This is a genomic window from Mycolicibacterium sp. XJ2546 (genome assembly GCF_053483195.1).
This window is the reverse complement of the sequence record NZ_JBEFRW010000002.1, coordinates 513,571-530,020: the sequence shown is the minus strand read 5'-3', so window position 1 is coordinate 530,020 and position 16,450 is coordinate 513,571. Positions and strand designations below refer to the sequence as shown.

Annotated in this window: 19 protein-coding genes; 11 read left to right on the top strand and 8 right to left on the bottom strand. The window is 67.2% G+C overall.

Features of this window, described 5'->3' with window-relative positions; all coding sequences use genetic code 11:
• The first annotated feature begins 45 nt into the window (after positions 1 to 45).
• Both ABQE44_RS06145 and ABQE44_RS06140 read left to right on the top strand, forming a co-directional pair.
• Complete coding sequence (locus ABQE44_RS06145) at positions 46 to 828, top strand: alpha/beta fold hydrolase (protein WP_448428737.1); 783 nt, start codon at positions 46 to 48, stop codon at positions 826 to 828.
• Between the two features lie 2 nt (positions 829 to 830).
• Positions 831 to 1,127 carry an MGMT family protein gene (locus ABQE44_RS06140; RefSeq protein WP_448428735.1) on the top strand — a complete coding sequence of 99 codons (297 nt, stop codon included), beginning with the start codon at positions 831 to 833 and terminating at the stop codon, positions 1,125 to 1,127.
• Positions 1,128 to 1,217: 90 nt separating this feature from the next.
• Here ABQE44_RS06140 and ABQE44_RS06135 read toward each other — a convergent pair whose 3' ends face one another.
• The 3 genes from ABQE44_RS06135 to ABQE44_RS06125 form a co-directional block, all read right to left on the bottom strand.
• Positions 1,218 to 2,072, bottom strand: coding sequence for a TIGR02569 family protein (locus ABQE44_RS06135; protein WP_448395048.1), 855 nt, complete (start codon positions 2,070 to 2,072; stop codon positions 1,218 to 1,220).
• Positions 2,073 to 2,108: 36 nt separating this feature from the next.
• Entirely contained in the window at positions 2,109 to 3,287 is a 1,179-nt protein-coding gene (gene moeZ, locus ABQE44_RS06130) for an adenylyltransferase/sulfurtransferase MoeZ (protein ID WP_448428733.1), read from the bottom strand.
• A 186-nt stretch (positions 3,288 to 3,473) separates the two neighbouring features.
• The gene (locus ABQE44_RS06125; RefSeq protein WP_448395046.1) at positions 3,474 to 4,523 is read right to left on the bottom strand and encodes a DUF3152 domain-containing protein; all 1,050 of its coding nucleotides are present in this window, start codon (positions 4,521 to 4,523) and stop codon (positions 3,474 to 3,476) included.
• Positions 4,524 to 4,654: 131 nt separating this feature from the next.
• Here ABQE44_RS06125 and ABQE44_RS06120 point away from each other — a divergent pair, with 131 nt between their 5' ends.
• Positions 4,655 to 5,320 (top strand): HTH-type transcriptional activator FasR, encoded by a 666-nt coding sequence (locus tag ABQE44_RS06120; RefSeq protein ID WP_448395045.1) that lies wholly within the window; start codon positions 4,655 to 4,657, stop codon positions 5,318 to 5,320.
• Here ABQE44_RS06120 and ABQE44_RS06115 read toward each other — a convergent pair.
• On the bottom strand, positions 5,307 to 5,561 hold the full coding sequence (locus ABQE44_RS06115) for a DUF3107 domain-containing protein (protein ID WP_448395044.1): 255 nt from the start codon (positions 5,559 to 5,561) through the stop codon (positions 5,307 to 5,309). The genes ABQE44_RS06120 and ABQE44_RS06115 overlap by 14 nt on opposite strands.
• A 255-nt stretch (positions 5,562 to 5,816) precedes the next feature.
• On the opposite strand from ABQE44_RS06115, the gene ABQE44_RS06110 reads away from it, so the two are divergent.
• The gene (locus ABQE44_RS06110) at positions 5,817 to 6,620 is read left to right on the top strand and encodes a superantigen-like protein SSL4 (protein WP_448428731.1); all 804 of its coding nucleotides are present in this window, start codon (positions 5,817 to 5,819) and stop codon (positions 6,618 to 6,620) included.
• Between the two features lie 11 nt (positions 6,621 to 6,631).
• Here the strand turns inward: ABQE44_RS06110 and ABQE44_RS06105 are convergent, their stop codons facing one another.
• The gene (locus ABQE44_RS06105) at positions 6,632 to 7,327 is read right to left on the bottom strand and encodes a ferritin-like fold-containing protein (protein WP_448395042.1); all 696 of its coding nucleotides are present in this window, start codon (positions 7,325 to 7,327) and stop codon (positions 6,632 to 6,634) included.
• A gap of 231 nt (positions 7,328 to 7,558) precedes the next feature.
• Between ABQE44_RS06105 and ABQE44_RS06100 the strand changes: the two genes are divergently transcribed.
• Together ABQE44_RS06100 and ABQE44_RS06095 are read left to right on the top strand one after the other, a co-directional pair.
• Positions 7,559 to 9,016, top strand: coding sequence for a DEAD/DEAH box helicase (locus ABQE44_RS06100; protein WP_448395041.1), 1,458 nt, complete (start codon positions 7,559 to 7,561; stop codon positions 9,014 to 9,016).
• Between the two features lie 19 nt (positions 9,017 to 9,035).
• Positions 9,036 to 10,247: an Rv3212 family protein gene (locus tag ABQE44_RS06095; protein ID WP_448395040.1), complete on the top strand. Its 1,212-nt coding sequence runs from the start codon at positions 9,036 to 9,038 to the stop codon at positions 10,245 to 10,247.
• A gap of 94 nt (positions 10,248 to 10,341) precedes the next feature.
• Here the strand turns inward: ABQE44_RS06095 and ABQE44_RS06090 are convergent, their stop codons facing one another.
• Positions 10,342 to 11,145, bottom strand: coding sequence for a ParA family protein (locus tag ABQE44_RS06090; RefSeq protein WP_448395039.1), 804 nt, complete (start codon positions 11,143 to 11,145; stop codon positions 10,342 to 10,344).
• 51 nt (positions 11,146 to 11,196) lie between these two features.
• On the opposite strand from ABQE44_RS06090, the gene ABQE44_RS06085 reads away from it, so the two are divergent.
• Genes ABQE44_RS06085 through ABQE44_RS06075 form a run of 3 tightly spaced genes read left to right on the top strand, consistent with a single transcriptional unit; the run spans position 11,197 to position 13,411 of the window.
• Entirely contained in the window at positions 11,197 to 11,841 is a 645-nt protein-coding gene (locus ABQE44_RS06085; RefSeq protein ID WP_448395038.1) for an acid phosphatase, read from the top strand.
• Positions 11,838 to 12,932, top strand: coding sequence for an isochorismate synthase (locus tag ABQE44_RS06080; RefSeq protein ID WP_448395037.1), 1,095 nt, complete (start codon positions 11,838 to 11,840; stop codon positions 12,930 to 12,932). Before ABQE44_RS06085 ends, ABQE44_RS06080 begins: the two co-directional genes overlap by 4 nt.
• Positions 12,929 to 13,411 (top strand): GNAT family N-acetyltransferase, encoded by a 483-nt coding sequence (locus tag ABQE44_RS06075; RefSeq protein WP_448428729.1) that lies wholly within the window; start codon positions 12,929 to 12,931, stop codon positions 13,409 to 13,411. Before ABQE44_RS06080 ends, ABQE44_RS06075 begins: the two co-directional genes overlap by 4 nt.
• Here ABQE44_RS06075 and ABQE44_RS06070 read toward each other — a convergent pair.
• Positions 13,363 to 13,800, bottom strand: coding sequence for a hypothetical protein (locus tag ABQE44_RS06070; RefSeq protein ID WP_448395035.1), 438 nt, complete (start codon positions 13,798 to 13,800; stop codon positions 13,363 to 13,365). The genes ABQE44_RS06075 and ABQE44_RS06070 overlap by 49 nt on opposite strands.
• Positions 13,801 to 13,842: 42 nt before the next feature.
• Positions 13,843 to 14,862 carry a 3-hydroxybutyryl-CoA dehydrogenase gene (locus tag ABQE44_RS06065; protein ID WP_448428727.1) on the bottom strand — a complete coding sequence of 340 codons (1,020 nt, stop codon included), beginning with the start codon at positions 14,860 to 14,862 and terminating at the stop codon, positions 13,843 to 13,845.
• A gap of 83 nt (positions 14,863 to 14,945) precedes the next feature.
• On the opposite strand from ABQE44_RS06065, the gene ABQE44_RS06060 reads away from it, so the two are divergent.
• Both ABQE44_RS06060 and ABQE44_RS06055 read left to right on the top strand, forming a co-directional pair.
• Positions 14,946 to 15,911: a diacylglycerol/lipid kinase family protein gene (locus ABQE44_RS06060; RefSeq protein ID WP_448395033.1), complete on the top strand. Its 966-nt coding sequence runs from the start codon at positions 14,946 to 14,948 to the stop codon at positions 15,909 to 15,911.
• 237 nt (positions 15,912 to 16,148) lie between these two features.
• Positions 16,149 to 16,403, top strand: a complete 255-nt coding sequence (locus ABQE44_RS06055; RefSeq protein WP_448395032.1) for a WhiB family transcriptional regulator — start codon at positions 16,149 to 16,151, stop codon at positions 16,401 to 16,403.
• Positions 16,404 to 16,450: the final 47 nt, after the last annotated feature.

The window sequence follows — 16,450 nt, the reverse complement described above, 5'->3', positions numbered from 1 at the left end:
GGGGTCTGACAAATCGCGGTCGGCGCTGGTGGCAGCATCACATCTGTGACCGCCGACCTGTATGTGCACCGGTATGGCCCGGCGCGGCCGATCGACGTTCTGCTACTTCACGGCCTGACCGGGCACGGTCAACGGTGGCAAACGCTGGCGACGCGGCACCTGGCCGAGTTCGCGGTCGTCGCACCGGACCTGATCGGGCACGGCCGGTCGTCGTGGGCGGCGCCGTGGACGATGGATGCCAACGTCGCCGCGTTGACCACCCTCATCGAGGCCGACGGACCCGTGGCGGTGGTCGGGCACTCGTTCGGCGCCGGGCTGGCGTTGAAGCTCGCTGTCGCCCGGCCCGACCTCGTCTCGGCGCTGGTGCTGCTCGACCCGGCCGTCGGGCTCGACGGGGCGTGGATGCGCGACATCGCCGAGAACATGCTCGCCTCCCCCGACTACACCGACCGCGCCGAAGCCCGCGCCGAGAAGGCCAACGGCTCGTGGGGTGAGGTCGAACCGGCCGAATTGGACCGCGAACTCGACGAGCACCTCGTCGCGCTACCCAACGGGCGAGTGGGATGGCGGATCAGCATCCCGGCCATGATGGCGTACTGGAGCGAGTTGGCCCGCCCGGTCACGTTGCCGCCCAAGGAAACACCGACCACGTTGGTGCGCGCTGCCCGCACCCGCCCAGCCTACGCCTCCGATGATCTGATCGCGTCGCTGCGCCAACACCTCGGGGACGCATTCACGTGGGCCGAGTGGGATTGCGAACACATGGTGGCCCACGCTCGCCCCGCCGACACGTCGGCGCTGATCCGCGACGCACTGAACCGGCGTTGACAATGGCGGCGGTCACCGAGTTGCAGGTGGAGACCGTACGCGCTTTGGTCGCCGCGATTCCGCCAGGGCGGGTGTCGACCTACGGTGACATCGCCGATGCCGCAGGGCTTTCCAGCGCGCGCATCGTCGGCTGGATCATGCGCACCGACTCGTCGGATCTGCCGTGGCATCGCGTGATCCGGGCATCCGGGCGGCCCGCTGCGCATCTGACGACGCGACAACTCGAGTTGTTGCGCGCCGAAGGCGTGCTGGCCCATGACGGCCGGGTGCCGTTGGGGCAAGTGCGCCACACGTTCTGAGCCGTCGAACGTGGGTTACCGACACGCTCCGCCGCGTGAAAGCGTGCGGGTAACCCACGTTCGCGCCCCGAAACCGAGCGTGAGCCGCCACTACAGGATCAGCCGCACCAACGCGGCCGTCCGCGCCAGCCCGGGAAACGCCGCGGCCGTCGACCGCGGATGCAGCGCATGCACGGCGATGCGGAACATCAAGGCGCGCAACAACATCTGCGGCCATTCCGGCAGCGCGTTCCACCGTTCGATCAGCCCGTCGTCGGCCTCGCCCCATGACAGCGCATCCACGACCGCCACCCCGGCCGCCCACGACGCCGGCCGCCAGTACGGGGTGATGTCGGTGATGCCGGGCGCGGCGGTGCCGGCGAAAAGCACTGTGCCGTAGAGATCGCCGTGAACCAACTGGCTGGGACTCTTGGTCGGCCTGCGCAGCGTCGCGAGCAGGTTGAGCAACTCGATTGACTTCTGGCCGTCGGCGGAGCCGGGCGAAACCCGCGCGCCCGGCGGCAGCGAATGCAACGGACGTTCCTCCCACGCGGCGCGGTCGGCGGCGATGAAGACGTCGACGTCGGCCCACGGCGCGACCGGGGGCTGGGTGAGAAACCGCGGACGTTCCAGTTTGGCGGTCGCTTCGTGTAACCGCACGGCGGCCGAGATCACCTCGTCGTGGCGCGGTTCGGGGCTGCCCGCGACGAACGTGTCGGCGCGCCAACCAGCCACCACATACCGACCGTCGGTGGAGCGCACCGGCCGCGCCAGCCGCACCCCGTCGACGAACAGGGTTTCGCGCACCTTTGCCGACCAGGCGGCGCGGGCGTGATCGGCCACCATCGACAGCACGACTTCGCCGCAGCGCCAGCCGCCCTCCCAACTCGAGCCAAGCGAAACCGGCTCGACGCCGGTCAGCCCGAACGCCGCCAGCACATGATCCGGCGGGCCATCGACTGTCACGAGCTCAGCCTAAGCCGCGCACGGGCAAACCAGGCGTTAGTACATCACCATGTCGGGTTCGAGTTGCTTACCCCACGCGACGATTCCGCCCTGCACGTGCATGGCGTCCGAGAAGCCGGCCTTCTTGGCGATGGCCAGCACCTCGGCCGAGCGCACCCCGGTCTTGCAGTAGAACACCGGCGTGCGGTCCACGGGCAGTTTGGCCAGGGCCTCGCCCGATTCGAAGGCGGTCTTGGGGATCAGCTCGGCGCCCTCGATGCGGTTGATCTCCCACTCGACGGGCTCACGCACGTCGATCAGCGCCAGCGGCTTGCCCGAATCCATCAGCTCGCGAAGCTCCCTCGGGGTGACAGTGGCGTCGGCGGCGGCTTCGGCGGCCGCGTCGGAGACGACGCCGCAGAACTCCTCGTAGTCGATCAGTTCGGTGATTTTCGGGATGGCCGGGTCCTTGCGGATCTTGATGGTGCGGTAGCTCATTTCCAGCGCGTCGTACACCATCAACCGCCCCAGCAGCGGTTCACCCATGCCGGTGATCAGCTTGATCGCCTCGGTGCCCATGACCGAGCCGACCGACGCGCACAAGATGCCCAGCACCCCGCCCTCAGCGCAGGACGGCACCATTCCAGGAGGTGGCGGTTCCGGGTAGAGATCGCGGTAGTTGAGGCCCTGTCCGTTGGGGGCGTCCTCCCAGAAGACCGAGATCTGGCCCTCGAAGCGGTAGATGGAGCCCCACACATACGGTTTGCCCGCCAACACCGCGGCGTCGTTGACCAGATAGCGGGTGGCGAAGTTGTCGGTACCGTCCAAAATCAGGTCGTACTGGGAGAACAGGTCGACGGCGTTGTCCGGTTCGAGGCGGAACTCATGCAGCCGCACCTCGAGTAGCGGGTTGATCTCGAGGATCGAGTCGCGTGCGCTCTGCGCCTTGGACCGACCGATGTCGGACTGCCCGTGGATGACCTGGCGCTGCAGGTTGGATTCGTCGACCTCGTCGAATTCGACGATGCCGATGGTGCCCACCCCAGCCGCGGCCAGGTACAGCAGCGTCGGCGAACCCAGCCCACCGGCCCCGATCACCAGCACCCGGGCGTTTTTCAGCCGCTTCTGCCCATCCACCCCCAGGTCCGGGATGATCAGATGACGGCTGTAGCGCGCCACCTCGTCACGCGTGAGTTCGCCCGCCGGTTCAACCAGCGGCGGCAACGGTGTCGACACCGAACTACTCCTTAGGCTGTCCTGCCTTAACAATAGGTCGTACCGCACAACGCGGATTGGGCCGTAGGGCTTCCCGCGGCCTTGGCCAGCGTGCGTGAACTCTGGCTAAACCTCGGCGTGTCGGCCTCTGGGCCCGACCGCGAAGCGCGGGGAACCCGCACGCTCGCGGAAATAAGGAGGGGAAAATCAGGCGATCGGATAGGGCCAGGGGTTGAACCGGCAGGTCTTACCGTCGGGGTTGACCGTGCCGGGGTCGAAGCGCGCCGCGTCGTCGTTGTTGGTGGAGAACGTCTGCTGCATCATGATCGGCGCCAGCTCACCGTTTTCCGGGCATTGCTCGTGACGCTGGTAGCCGATGGCGTGGCCGACTTCGTGGTTGATCAGATACTGCCGGTAGGACCCCACATCGCCCTGGAACGGAATCGCGCCGCGCACCCAGCGGGCCTCGTTTATGAACACCCGTGGCTGGCCGTCGATGTAGGCGGGGTTGTAACAGGACGCCTCGAGTTGGATGTCGTAGCCGCAACCCTCGCGGATCGTCATGGGCGTGGTCAGCGATACCCGGAAGTCCGGCTGGACCCCGGAGGCTTCGTCGACGCGGACGAACCCGAACTGGGGGTTGTGCGTCCAACTCTTGGGGTTGGCCAGGGTTTCGGTGACCATCCTGGCGAACCCGTCGTCGCCACCGAACGTCGTGGTGTCGATGCCGTTCTCCACTTCGACGGTGTAGGTGAACACCTTGGCGGTGCCCTCCCCCACCTGTGCGGTGGCACCGGGCACGACGTGCCAGGTCTTGGCGCCGGCCTGGGTGAACGGCCCGCCCGCGGGCAGGATCCCGGTGGGCAGGTTGGCGTCGAACTCGGTCAGACCCTTGGGCGGGGCGCCGATGATGGCGGTGCTGGCCACCCCGATGGTGGGCGGGCCTTGTACCGGGCCTTCGGCCTGCTCGGCAGTGGGCGGCGCGCTGGTCCCGGTGATCGTCTGGTACACGACGACGACGGTCAACGCCATCAGCACCGGCAATGCGTAGGCGCGCCAACCGTAGGTGGACACGAAGCGGCCCAGCCAGGTTTGTTTGCGCACCTGGCGGTGCTCATCGCGGTTGGACCTGATCCGCCCAGACCCCTGGGACAGCGGATCGCGTTGCGCACGTAGTGGCTCGCGCCACTCATTACGCAAAGCGGGCACATCTCCCCGGATCCGCGAGTCCACGCGACGCTCCGAGTCGTGAGTCACCGAATCAGGATGACACAGGCCGAAGCGCAGGCACTTCCGGCGCGCCACCGAAGAAGCCGACGACGGCCTACCACTACGCCTTTGCCGACGGTAGTAGTGTCATTGCCGAAACTGACCGGACGAAGGACATGATGAGCGATCTCGCGAACCCCGCCGCGAGGAAGAACGCACCGTCGGGAAACGGCAACGGACCCAACCGGCGCGGCAACAGGCTGCCACGTGATGAACGTCGTGGGCAGTTGCTCGCTGCGGCAAGCGAGGTGTTCGTCTACCGCGGCTATCACGCCGCAGGCATGGACGAGATCGCTGATCGTGCCGGCGTAAGCAAACCCGTTCTCTACCAACATTTCTCGTCGAAGCTGGAGCTTTACCTGGCGGTGCTGCAGCGCCATGTGGAAAACCTGGTCTCCGGGGTGCGACAGGCGCTGCGCACCACGACCGACAACCGCCAGCGCGTGCGCGCCGCCGTGCAGGCGTTCTTCGACTTCATCGAGCACGACGGCCAGGGCTACCGGCTGATCTTCGAGAACGACTACGTCACCGAGCCGCAGGTTGCCGCGCAGGTCAAGGTGGCCACCGAAGCTTGCACCGACGCGGTGTTCGACTTGATCAGCCACGATTCCGGGCTGGAACCGCACCGGGCCAGGATGATCGCCGTCGGCCTGGTCGCCATCAGCGTCGATTCAGCGCGCTATTGGCTGAACGCCGAGCGCCCGATCTCCAAGGAAGACGCCGTGGAGGGCACCGTGCAGTTCATCTGGGGCGGCTTGTCACACGTGCCGCTTACCCGGTCTTAGCCGGCTCGGCTCCCACTCCGACCCCGAACCCGACGCGGCGCACGTCGGCCGCGCCGATCTCGACGTAGGCGATTTTGGCGGTCTGCACCAGAAAGCGTCGGCCCTTCTCGTCGGTCAGGGCCAGCACACCCGACTGCCGCTCCAGCGCATCGGTGATCAACTTCTCCACCTCGCTGGGCGTCTGTGCGCTGTTGAAGGCCAGCTCACGCGGGCTGTCCATGACACCGATCTTGACCTCCACGCTGCGGACCCTTTCCGTTTCGTCGCACTTGCCGGGACTGTTTGCACCAAGGCTAATGGACGCCGTCGACGCGGTGCCGAGGCGGTGAGTTCGCGGTCAGCGAAGCCCCGTTGAGCGTATTTCGCGCCGCGGCTACAAACGGCGACCGAACCGAGTCCGGACCGTAACCAACACACCGGCCGCCAGACCTCATACGTCACTCTGGCATCGATAGCATCAGCCGGGTATTGCTCGATACGACTTGGGAAAGTCCACATGAACAGGCCTTTTACTGCGCGGTCGCCGTATTCGCTGACCCCGACCGAACGCCGCGGCCACGACGGCGGATCGCCCGTCGACCAGCTCGACTACGACCCTCACTTCGACGCCGGATACCGGCCTGGCTATGACGAGGGGTACGACGAGCACTACGACGACTACGCCGATGAATACGCCGACGAGTACGCCGATTTCGAGGACGACGAGGCGCGTATCGACCGGCGCTGGATGTGGGTGGCCGGCATCGCCGGGGCCATTCTGTTCGTCGCCGTCGGCACGACGGGCGTGATCCTCGGCGGTGGGGACAGCGGTTCGGTTACGGCCACTCAGACGTCGACGGCGCCCAGCCCGAGCGCAACCGCGTCCTCGGCCCCGCGCGCGGGGTTGGTTCCCACCCTGCCGCCGGAGACCGTCACCACCGTCACGCCGTCGGCCGAGGCCGCACCAACCGCACAGCCGACCGCACAGCCGGTCGTGCCGCCCACGCAGGCCGTCCCGCCCGCTCAGGCGGCCCCGCCGCCAGCGCCCGCACCGCGCACAGTGACCTATCGGGTGACCGGCAATCGCCAGCTGATCGATCTGGTGACAGTGATCTACACCGACGCGCAGGGCGCGCTGAGAACCGACGTCAACGCGGCGTTGCCGTGGGCCAAGACCATCGTGTTGGACCCCGGTGTGGAGCTCAGCTCGGTCACCGCGACCAGCGTGGCCGGTCAGCTGAACTGCAGCATCACCGACGCGTCGGGTGCGGTGATCGCCGCGCAGAACAACAACACGATCATCACCAACTGCACGAAGTAGCGCGGCGCTGGTCAGGCCAGGCCCAGCTCCTCCATGCGGGCGGCGTGCGTGCGCTGGAGGCGGTCGAAGAACTCGGTCATCTGGCTCAGGCCCTCACCGCTGGCCATCACCAGGTCGACCAGTTCGTCGTGATCGGCCAGCACGAACTGCGCCTGCGTGATCGCCTCACCGAGCAGACGCCGCGACCACAGGGCCAGCCGGTGGCGCTGTTTGTCGCTGGCGGTCACGGCGGCCTGCACTTCGGCGACGACGAACTGTGAGTGCCCGGTTTCGGCCAGCACCGCCCGCACCACGTCGGAGATCTCGTCGGGCAGCGCGTCGGCGATCTCGAGATAGAAGTCGGCGGCCAGTGCGTCACCGACGTAGGTCTTCACCAGCGCTTCCAACCAGGTGCTCGGCGTGGTCAGGCGGTGGTAGTTCTCCAACGCCGACGCGTACTTCGTCATCGCCGGCACTACGTCGACTCCCCTGCGCTGCAACGCATCTCGGAGCACCTCGTAGTGGTTCATCTCGGCGGCGGCCATGATGGCCATGTTGATCCGGCCGCGCAGGTTCGGCGCCATCCGCGCCTCGTCGGTGAGCCGGTAGAACGCGGCCACCTCACCGTAGGCCAGCAGCGCGAACAGTTCGTTGACACCGGGGTGATCCGGGGAGACGCCCGATGACACCGAGGTGGACTTGGGCTCGGGTCCCGGCGGGTAAGTCATGGGCCAAGCCTAAACGCCGCCCGGCGCGCCGACTGCCGGGCGAGGCCGCGCGGGTATGATGGTCGATGGCAGTGGTGCTCAGAGCACTTTGGGTTTGCCGCTTCCGAAGAAATGTGCGTGCACGCAGTTGGTCCGCCTACCAGCGCTGGGCCCCGGCAGCAGCTTCGTCGAACTCGTGCGCGCGTGTGGACGCCATGAGGAATGACAAGTGAAAGGCTACCTCGACCGCGTATGACGCATCTCAATCCAACCTTTGCTGAACTCGGAGTTCGTGACGAGATTGTCCAGGCTCTCCGCGAAGACGGCAAAGAACATCCGTTTGCTATCCAAGAACTCACCATGCCGATGGCGCTGGCGGGCGACGATCTGATCGGCCAGGCCCGCACCGGGATGGGCAAGACCCTGGCGTTCGGAGTGCCGCTGCTTCAGCGCATCACAAGCGACGCCGAGCGGCCGCTGTCCGGTATCCCCCGGGCGCTGGTCGTCGTGCCGACGCGCGAGCTGTGCCTACAGGTGTTCAACGACCTGTCGGTCGCGGCCAAGCACCTGCGTGCCGGTGAGCGCAAGTTGACCGTCACGTCCATCTACGGTGGGCGCCCCTACGAGCCGCAGATCGAGGCGCTACAGAAGGGCGTCGACGTCGTCGTCGGCACGCCCGGCCGGCTGCTCGACCTGGCCCAGCAGGGTCACCTGCAACTGGGCGGGCTGTCCATGCTGGTGCTCGACGAGGCCGATGAAATGCTCGATCTGGGCTTTCTGCCCGACATCGAGCGGATTCTCAAGCAGATCCCCGACCAGCGTCAGGCGATGCTGTTCTCGGCCACCATGCCCGACCCGATCATCACGCTGGCCCGCACGTTCATGAACCAGCCGACGCACATCCGGGCCGAGGCCCCCCATTCGGCGGCCACCCACGACACCACCGAGCAGTTCGTCTACCGCGCCCATGCGCTGGACAAGGTGGAACTGGTCACCCGGGTGTTGCAGGCCGAAGGTCGCGGGGCCACGATGATCTTCACCCGCACCAAGCGCACCGCCCAGAAGGTCGCCGACGACCTCGGCGAGCGGGGCTTCAAGGTCGGCGCCGTGCACGGTGATCTGGGCCAGGGTGCTCGCGAGAAGGCGCTCAAGGCATTCCGCAACGGCGAGGTGGACGTGCTGGTCGCCACCGACGTCGCCGCCCGCGGCATCGACATCGACGACGTCACCCACGTCATCAACTACCAGATCCCCGAGGACGAGCAGGCCTACGTGCACCGCATCGGCCGCACCGGCCGCGCAGGCAAGACCGGCGTCGCCGTGACGCTGGTCGACTGGGATGAGCTGCCCCGCTGGGAAATGATCGACAAGGCGCTGGGGCTGGGCTGCCCCGAACCCGCCGAGACCTACTCCAGCTCACCGCACCTGTACGAGGAGCTGGGCATCCCGGCCGACGCCAGTGGTCGCGTCGGCGCAGCGGTCAAACCGAAGGCCAAACGCGCGCCGGCCGAGCGGTCCACCGACCGTCCCCGCAGCCGCAACCGCGCCCGGCGGCGGACCCGCGGCGGCAAGCCGGTGACCGGGCATCCGGGGTCGTCGGCCAACGAGCAGACCCCGACCGATGGCGACGACACCGGGTCCGACGAGAACGCCAAACCTCGCCGTCGGCGTCGGCGCCGGTCGGGTAAGGCGCCGGCCAGCGCCACCTAGCGAGGCGCCCGGCCCCGCGATGGTCAAACCCGAACGCCGCACCAAGGCCGATGTGGCCGCGGCCTTGGCGATAGTCGCGGTGGTGGCCGTCGTCATCGCGTTGGTCTGGTGGAACAGCGACGCGCGGGCCACGATCAGCCGACCGGCCGCCGAGCCCGTGCCGAAACTGACACCGGCCAAGGCGGTGCCGGACGCACTGGCGCAGCTGTGGACGGCGCCCAGCACGCAGACCCGTAGACCGCTGGTGGTGGCGGGCAGTGTGGTCACCGGGGACGGCAGCGTCGTCGAGGGTCGCGACCCGGCGACCGGGGACACGTCATGGAGTTACGCCCGCGATCTGCCGTTGTGCGGGGTCACCTATGTCTACGAGTACGCGGTCGCGGTGTATCCCGACGTCCGCGGCTGCGGACAGGTCAGCACGATCGACGCCGGCACCGGGGTGCGCGGTCCGGCCCGTTCGGGCTACGCCGACCCCGAGGTGACGCTGTCATCGGACGGCACCACCGTGTTGTCGGCGGGTGACACCCGGCTGGAGCTGTGGCGCTCCGACATGGTCAGGATGCTCAGTTACGGCGCCATCGACGCCCGCATCAAACCCGACATCCCCGTGTTGCCGCTGTGCCGGCTGGTGTCCGCGGCGGCCAGTTCGAGCGCGGTATCGGTGCTGGAGGCCTGCCCGCATGAACCAGACCTACGGCTGACGCTGCTGCGGCCGTCGGACGAGGAAGACACCCCTGAGCTGAAATACGTGCCGCTGGAGGGCGTCGCCGACGACTCGGGCGCGCGCGTCGTCGCCGTGGCGGACACCACGACGGCCGTGTACGTGCCGACCCCCCAGCCGACGGTGAACGTCATCGACGAAACCGGCGCGACCGTCGCGAGCACCCAGTTGCCCAGACCCCCGGCGGCGAACGCCACGATGTCGCGCGCCGGAGACTTGATCACCTGGTGGACCGGCGACACGGTAATGGTGTTTTCCGCCAACGGACTTCGCTACAAGTACTCGATCGCGCCGTCGGGTCCCGACATTCCGCTGGGGCCGGCGACGGTGATGGCCGGGCGGCTGCTGGTGCCTGTCACCGGAGGCTACGACCTGTTCGACCCGGCCACCGGGCAGGGCGATCGCCACATCGCGGTGGAGCGGTCACCGCATCCGACGCCGGTGGTTCCCGCGGTCGCGGGTTCGATGGTCATCGAGCAACGCGGCGACGAAGTGGTCGCCTTGGGCTGACCCAGCCCGAGCGCCGCGCCACGAGCCGGACCGAGATCGACGATATGGCGCGATTTACTCGCAGTTTCCCGCCCGTTCGTCCCTTTCGGCGTCTTTAGAGCTCGGGGGTGAAGGTGGGGAGTTGTTTGCCGTTCTTCCAGTACTTGAGCAGCGCGGCGGCCAAATCCCGATAGGCCAACGAACCCTTGTTCTTGCGCGCCGCCAGCACCGAGGAGCCCGAAGCCGAAGCCTCGGCGAACCGCACGGTGCGCGGAATCGGCGGCGCCAGCACCGGCAGGTCGTAGCGGTCGGCGACGTCGAGCAACACGTCGCGGCTGTGCGTGGTGCGCGAGTCGTACAGCGTGGGCAAGGCGCCCAGCAGCTTCAGGTCGGCGTTGGTGATCTGCTGGACGTCGGTGATCGTGCGCAGGAACTGGCCGACGCCGCGGTGCGCCAGCGTCTCGCACTGCAGGGGCACGATGACGTCATCAGATGCGGTCAACCCGTTCAGCGTGAGCACCCCCAACGATGGCGGGCAGTCGATGATCACCACGTCGAACCGGTCGCCGAGCTTGGCCAGCGCCCGCTTGAGCGCATACTCGCGACCCGCCCGCATCAACAGCATGGCCTCCGCGCCCGCCAGGTCGATGTTGGCCGGCAGCAGGGCCATCCCCTCGATCGTGTCGACCAGCGCGGCATCGGGTTCCACCTCGCCGAGCAGCACCTCGTGGATCGAGACCGCCAGCTTGTCGGGGTCCTGCCCGAGCGAAAACGTCAGACACCCTTGCGGGTCAAGGTCCACCAGCAGCACTCGGCGCCCCTGTTCGACCATCGCCGCACCCAGGGAAGCCACCGTCGTCGTCTTGGCAACGCCACCCTTTTGGTTTGCGACCGCAAGAACCCGCGTCACACTTCCCATCCTGGCACGTGCTCGCGACTTGCGACGCGCCGTGAGGCAGAATTCGTGGGCGTGGGCGACGAGCCACTGCGGCGAGGACCAGAAAGCGGTGCCGAACGGCACCGGCTGCTGCTGCTTCGCCACGGTGAGACCGAATGGTCGCGTTCCGGTCAGCACACCGGACGCACCGACCTCGACCTCACCGACACCGGTCGCGCACAGGCCAAGCTGGCCGCCGACGCGCTCGCGGTACTGGACCTCGACAACCCGCTGGTGGTTTCCAGCCCGCGCCACCGCGCGCTGGTCACCGCCGAACTGGCCGGGCTGACCGTCGACGGTGTCTCACCCCTGTTGGCGGAATGGGACTACGGCGACTACGAGGGCCTCACCACCGCAGAGGTCCGGCGAAGCGTCCCCGACTGGCTGGTTTGGACGCACGGCTGCCCCGGCGGCGAGACGGTCCAGCAGGTCAGCGACCGCGCCGACCGCGCTATCGAGTATGCGTTGGAGCACATGCGATCTCGTGATGTGCTGTTCGTCGGACACGGCCATTTTTCGCGCGCCGTGGTGACCCGCTGGGTGGAGCTTGCGTTGCAGGACGGGATCAGGTTCGCGATGGTCGCCGCGTCGATCGCGGTGTGCGGCTACGAGCACGGCGTGCGTCAGATCAGCGCACTGGGACTGACGGGCCATCGCCACCCGTGCCTGCCGACATGACGCGCGAACCCTGCTTCGTCCTGGTCTCCGGCGGCGCCGTCGTCGCCGAAGGGGTGCACACCGCCTTCCCCAACGTCGCTGACGCGCGAGCCGCGTTAGCCTCCCACAGCGCGCCTATCATCGTGGGCGCCTTACCTTTTGACATGTCCAAACCGGCGGCGCTGATGCGGCCGCAGGCGGTACAGTTCCTCGACGAACCACCGCAGTGGCCGCTGCGTGCGCTGCCGTCTGTACGCATCGTCGAAACCAGGCCCGCACCCGAGGAACACCGGGCACGCGTTGAGGCCGCGTTGCAGCGGCTGCGCGACCCGGACAGCGCGATGCACAAAGTCGTGTTGGCCCGCACGCTGCGGTTGGCAGCCGACGGTCCGATCGACGCCCGCACCGTCGTGAACCGCCTGGTGGTCGCCGACCCGACAGCAAATGCGTTTCTCGCCGATCTGACCGCGGCAGGCGGAGGCTACTCCGGATCCGCCCTGGTGGGGGCCAGCCCCGAACTCTTGGTGGCGCGCCGCGGCGATCAGGTGGTGTGCGCGCCGTTCGCCGGCTCTGCCCCCCGGCTTTCCGATCCCGAGGCCGACGAGGCCAGCGGCGCTGCGCTGGCCGCATCGAGCAAGGACCGCTACGAGCACCAACTGGTAGTGGACGCGATCCGAGATGCGCTCGATCCGCTCTGCACGGACCTCGACATCGCGCCGGAACCCAAACTCCGCAAGACCGACGCAGTCTGGCATCTCTACACCATGATCAGCGGCCAGGTGCGCGATAAGTCCACCACTGCAATGGATCTGGCTGTCGCACTGCATCCCACCCCGGCGGTCGGGGGTGTGCCCGCCGATGCGGCCGCCGATCTGATCACCGAGTTGGAAGGCGACCGCGGCTTCTACGCCGGCGCCGTGGGCTGGTGTGATCAGCGCGGCGACGGCCGCTGGGTGGTGTCCATCCGGTGCGCGCAGTTGTCCGCCGACCGGCGCACGGCAACCGCTTATTCGGGCGGGGGCATCGTCGCCGAATCCGATCCCGACGACGAAGTCGCCGAGACCACAAGCAAGTTCACCACGATCCTGTCGGCCCTGCAGGCCCAGCCATGACCGAACTCATCCGTCGCGTCCGCCCGGGCGACGAGGCGGAGTTGACGGCGATGGTCCACGAACTCGCCGCCTTCGAACACGCCAGCGACCAATGTACGGTCACCGAAAGTCAGGTATATGCAGCGCTTTTCGGCGATACGCCGATTGTGTTCGGGCACCTCGCCGAGGTCGACGGTGAGGTCGCGGCCGGGGCCTTGTGGTTCCGCAACTTCTCGACATGGGACGGTGTGGCCGGTATCTATCTGGAAGACCTCTACGTCCGTCGGCAGTTTCGCCGGCGCGGCCTGGCCCGCAAAATCCTTGCCACGCTGGCCCGCGAGTGCGTCGACAACGGCTACACCCGGTTGACGTGGGCGGTGCTGGACTGGAACATCGACGCGATCGCGCTCTACGACGCCGTCGGCGGCAAGCCGCAGACCGACTGGATCACCTACCGGGTGTCGGGCCCGGAGTTGTCCGCCTTGGCCGCTGAACTCTGACCGGTGTCGGAAGCCGCCACCCACTGCAGCGTGGACGGGCTGAACAGCAGCCCCAGCGTGATCAGCGCCAGGATCGCCACGACCCCGCCGTAGACCCACTGATGTGAGCCGATCGCCATGTACCAGGCCACCGGAAGCAGCAGCAGCTGCGCAAACACCGCGATGCCGCGGCCCCAGCGCCGACCGGTCCACAGCGCCCATCCCGCGGCGGCGACCCCGCCGCCGATGATCGCGAACCAGGCGGCGGTGCCGAAGAAGTTCATCCCCGGCTGGTCGGTACCGGACAACCCGCTCACCAGGTAGACCAGCGCGGCCATCAGCCCACCGAGGCCTTCGAGGCCGACCAGGACGGCGGCCTGGCGCACGGTTGACGGTGAGGGAACGGTCATATCCGTAGGTTAGCGACTGATGCGCCGGAGAACCTCTGTCGCCTATTTGGAGTAGGTGAAGAACCCGCGTCCGGTCTTGCGGCCGAGTTCACCGGCCTCTACCTTGCGTAGCAACAGCGCAGGCGGGGCATACAACTGCTCTTTGGTCTCGGCGTACATCGACTCGGCCACCGCCATCGTGGTGTCGAGTCCGATGAGGTCGGTCAGCGCGAGCGGACCCATCGGGTGGTTACAGCCGCCGACCATCGCTTTGTCGATGTCTTCTGCGCTGGCAAGACCCGCATCCGCCATACGGATCGCCGACAGTAGATAGGGAATCAGCAGAGCGTTGACGATGAAGCCGGCGCGGTCCTTGGCCGTGACAACGGTCTTACCCAGTTGTTCGTTCGCGAATGCCATGGCGCGGCTTACGCTTTCGTCCGACGTGACCTGACACGGAATGATCTCGACCAGCGGCATGACCGGCGCCGGATTGAAGAAGTGCAGGCCGAGGACGCGCTCCGGGCGTTCCGTGGCGGCCGCCAGCTGCATGATCGGGATGGATGACGTGTTGCTCGTGATCAGTGCATCGGTGCGGACGATCTTCCCGAGAGCGGCGAAGATTTCGGATTTGACCCCGAGGTCCTCGACGACTGCTTCGACCACCAGATCGCAATGGGCTAGCTCTTCGAGCCTTTCGGTAAAGCGGATGCGTCCTCTGATGTCGTCGCGCTCACTTTGTGTGAGTTTGGCTTTGCGGACCGCGGCGTCCAGCGAGGTATCGAGTCGGCGGATGCTCGCCTCGATCAGCTCATTGTTGATCTCGCGCAACACGACGTCGACGCCCGCGCGAGCCGATACCTCCGCGATACCGGAACCCATGATGCCGCCGCCGATGATCCCTACGGCTTTCGCCACTTTCGCTCCCTTCGGACGGCATGCGTCCGGCAGCCACGCCGGTGCCCTGATGTGATCGACATGGTAACCAACCGCAGACCGCGGTCTCATTGCCAGCAGGCCCCGTACAAGCCACGTCACGACTGCTGCGAACAGCGCTTCGTCCGCTATCACCGCGACCGCCAAGCCGACAACTTGGACCGCCGGCAAGGTGCAAGCCGCCGAGCGCACCCTGACCCCCGTCGGCCGTCCCGATAAGCTGACGCCCCGTGCGCGCCGTCCTGATCGTGAACCCGAACGCGACGTCGACGACGCCGGCTGGGCGTGACCTGTTGGCCCACGCGCTGGAAAGCCGCGTCGAGCTGGCGGTCGTACACACCGACCACCGCGGCCACGCCATCGAGATCGCCCGCGACAGCGCCCGCGATGGCGTCGACGTGCTGATCGTGCACGGCGGCGACGGCACCGTCAACGAAGTGGTCAACGGCATTCTGGAGGTCGGAGGGCCTGGTGCGGCCGCACCCGCAGTCGGCGTCGTCCCCGGCGGTTCGGCCAACGTTTTCGCCCGCGCACTGGGCATCAGCCCGGACCCGATCGAAGCGACCAACCAGCTCGTCGACCTACTGTCGAGCTACCGACGCCACAAGACCTGGCGGCGGATCGGGTTGATGGACTGTGGGGAGCGCTGGGGCGTGTTCACCGCGGGCATGGGTGTCGACGGCGATGTTGTGGCCGCCGTCGAGGCGCAACGCAGCAAGGGACGCAAGGTCACCGCGTCCCGCTATATCCGGGTAGCGATCCGCGAAGTGTTGGCGAGCACCCGCAAAGAGCCGTCGCTCACGCTGCATATGCCTGACCGCGAACCAGTGACCGGTGTGCACTTCGCTTTCGTGTCGAACGCCAGCCCGTGGACATACGCCAACAGCCGACCGGTCTGGACGAACCCGACGACCACCTTCGAGACCGGCCTGGGTGTATTCGCCACGACCAGCATGAACGTCGGGGCGAATCTGCGGCTGGTGCGGCAGATGCTGTCGCGGCGGCCGCGCATCGAAGCCAAGCACTTGGTCCGCGACGATGATCTGCCGTGGCTGCGGGTGACGAGCGACACGGCGGTGGCATGCCAGATCGACGGTGACTACCTGGGCCGGCGCGACTCGATGACGTTCACTGCCGTTCCCGACGCGCTCGGCGTGCTCGCACCTCCTGCGATTTCTCCGCCTGACCTGCAGTAATAACATTCTGCGGTCCGATTGAGGGCGCAGGTGGATCAAGCGTAGTACAAACGATTGAGTGATCCGCTAACACCTCCTTCTAGTGAGATTGCGCACTTGTTAACTGATGAGTGTTGACATCTGTCCAGCCTGTGAAAGCATCGATAGCAACCAGTGCAGAAACATTTCCCTTTGCACGCGTTGACAGCCGAAGAAAAGCTCGTGCGCCCCGCTGCGCACATGTAAGGAGTTGTGATTATGGATTGGCGCCACAAGGCGGTCTGTCGTGACGAGGATCCGGAACTGTTCTTCCCAGTGGGGAACAGCGGGCCGGCGCTCGCGCAGATCGCCGACGCGAAGCTCGTCTGCAATCGTTGCCCCGTCACCACCGAGTGCCTCACCTGGGCATTGGAGTCCGGCCAGGACGCCGGCGTGTGGGGCGGCATGAGCGAGGACGAGCGGCGCGCGCTGAAGCGACGCAATGCCCGCACCAAGGCCCGCAGCAGCGTCTAACCGCAGTACAGACCAATAGATTTACGGCCCCGGCGAAAATCGGGGCC